General features: G+C 73.8%; 1 protein-coding gene. It reads right to left on the bottom strand.

All coding sequences use genetic code 11. The annotated features are described in order from the left end of the window. Nucleotides 1–232: 232 nt before the first annotated feature. On the bottom strand, nt 233–2467 hold the full coding sequence (locus LCD31_RS25200) for a cation-translocating P-type ATPase (RefSeq protein WP_224962001.1): 2235 nt from the start codon (nt 2465–2467) through the stop codon (nt 233–235). Nucleotides 2468–2624 lie beyond the last annotated feature (157 nt).

Here is a 2624-nt window from a genome sequence, read left to right as displayed (position 1 = left end):
CCCCGCCGGGGCGCGCCCCCGGGGCCGGGGGGGGCGGGGGGGGGGGCGCCCCCCGGGCGTTGCGGGTGCCCTCGCGCGAGGCCCACAATTGCCCCCCCCCCCCCCCCCCGTTCACTCGGAGTCCTCGTCGGTCGCGGTTCGCCGTTCCGCAAGACCGCGGCGACCCCGTGCAGTCCCGAGCCAGCTGGAGTGAACGGACCCTTCGCCCAACTAGATGGGACTAACGGTCCGTTCACTCCGATGGCGGGTGGGTGGTGGGGTGGAAGCGGCGCAGCCGCAAGCTGTTCGCCACCACGAACGCCGAGGAGAAGGCCATCGCAGCCCCGGCGATCATCGGGTTGAGCAGGCCCGCAGCGGCGAGCGGGATGGCGGCGACGTTGTAGGCGAACGCCCAGAACAGGTTGCCCTTGATGGTGCGCAACGTGGCGCGGGACAACCGGATGGCGTCGACGGCGGCGCGCAGGTCGCCCCGGACGAGGGTGAGGTCGGAGGCCTCGATGGCCACGTCGGTGCCGGTGCCCATGGCGAGCCCCAGGTCGGCTTGGGCGAGCGCGGCGGCGTCGTTGATGCCGTCGCCGACCATCGCCACGGCCCGCCCTTCGCCTTGCAGGCGGCTGACGACGGCGGCCTTGTCCTGCGGCAGGACTTCGGCGATGACCTCGTCGATGCCGACTTCGGTGGCGACGGTCCTGGCCACGGCCTCGTTGTCGCCGGTCAGGAGCACGGGCCGCAACCCGAGGTCGCGGAGCCCGCGCACGGCTTCAGCGGAGGAGGGTTTCACGGTGTCGGCGACGTCGAGCACGGCTCGCGCGGCGCCGTCCCAGGCGAGGACGACGGCGGTGCGCCCGGCGTTCTCCGCGGCGGTCTTGGCGTCGCGCAGCACGGCGGGCAGCTCGCCGTCGAAGAGGCGCCCGATGCTGACCTGGTGCCCGTCGACGGTGGCCCGCACGCCGAGGCCTTCGACGTTGCCGAAGTCGGTGGCGGCGGGCAGTTCGCCGACGCGGTCGGCGGCGCCGCGGGCGATGGCGCGGGCGATGGGGTGCTCGGAGCCGTGTTCGGCGGCGCCCGCGAGCCGCAGCACCTGCTGCTCGTCGGTGCCGTCGGCGAGGTGCACGGCGGACAGCGACATCTGCCCGGTGGTGACGGTGCCGGTCTTGTCGAGCACGACGGTGTCGATGCGCCGCGTCGATTCGAGCACTTCGGGGCCCTTGATGAGCACCCCGAGCTGGGCACCGCGGCCCGTGCCGACTAGCAGCGCCGTCGGGGTGGCGAGTCCGAGCGCGCAGGGGCAGGCGATGATGAGCACGGCGACGGCGGCGGTGAACGCGGCGTCGGCGCCGCCACCGGCGAGCAGCCATCCGCCGAGGGTGGCGAGCGCGAGGCCGATGACGATCGGCACGAACACCGCGGAGATCCGGTCGGCGAGCCGCTGCACGGCGGCCTTGCCGGTCTGGGCTTGTTCGACGAGCCGCGCCATCTGCGCGAGCTGGGTGTCCGTCCCCACGCGGGTGGCGCGCACCACGAGCCGTCCACCGGAGTTGACCGTGGCGCCGACGACCCCGTCCCCGGGCCCCACTTCGACGGGCACGGATTCGCCGGTGAGCATGGAGCTGTCGATGGCGGAGCCGCCTTCGTCGACGGTCCCGTCGGTGGCGATCTTCTCGCCGGGCCGCACCACGAACAGGTCGCCGACGGCGAGGTCGTCGACGGGGATGCGGTGCTCCCGCCCGTCGCGCAGCACGGCGACGTCCTTCGCGCCGAGTTCCAGGAGGGCGCGCAGCGCTGCTCCGGTGCGCCGCTTGGAGCGCGCTTCGAAGTAGCGCCCGGCGAGGAGGAACGTGGTGACTCCGGCCGCGACCTCCAGGTAGATGGATCCGGCGCCGCTGCCGCCGGGGCTGGTGCCGAATTCGAACCCGTGGGTCATGCCGGGCATCCCGGCGGTGCCGAGCACGAGCGCGTACAGCGACCAGAGGAACGCGGCGAGCGTGCCGAGGGACACGAGGGTGTCCATGGTGGCGGCGCCGTGGCGCAGGTTGGTCCAGGCCGCCCGGTGGAACGGGGCGCCGCCGAGGACGACGACGGGCGCGGCGAGCACCAGCGACACCCACTGCCAGTAGGTGAACTGGAACGCGGGCACCATCGCGAGCACGATCACCGGCACCGCCAGCACGGCGGAGGTGATCAGCCGGTCGCGCAGGTCGGTGGTCTCGGCGGCGTCGCCGGTCTCGTCCGGTTCGGGGACGGAGGCGGTGTACCCGGCGGCTTCGACCTGGTCGATGAGCCGCTGCCGGTCGAGTTCGGCGGGGTAGGTGACGGCGGCCTTCTCGGTGGCGTAGTTGACGGTGGCGGTGACGCCGTCGAGCTTGCGCAGCTTGCGCTCCACCCGGTTCGCGCAGGAGGCGCAGGTCATGCCTCCGATGATCAGCTCGACGTGCCGTCCGGTGCCGGCCGGCGTTGCAGTGCTCATCGTGCGGTCTCCTGTTCGCCCGGAGGTGCGGGAGCGGGGGGGGGGGGGGGGGCGGCGCCCCCCCCCCCGCGGCGCCCCCAACACCCAGAAAAGAACCGACCACAACACCGCCCCCGCCACCCCCAGAGAGCGACAGGGGGGGGCAGCGGGGAGGAAT

The sequence above is a fragment of the Saccharopolyspora sp. 6M genome (assembly GCF_020176775.1).
GTDB lineage: Bacteria > Actinomycetota > Actinomycetes > Mycobacteriales > Pseudonocardiaceae > Saccharopolyspora_C > Saccharopolyspora_C gregorii.
Note: the sequence above shows the minus strand (reverse complement) of the source record. Positions and strands in the feature narration are given on the sequence as shown.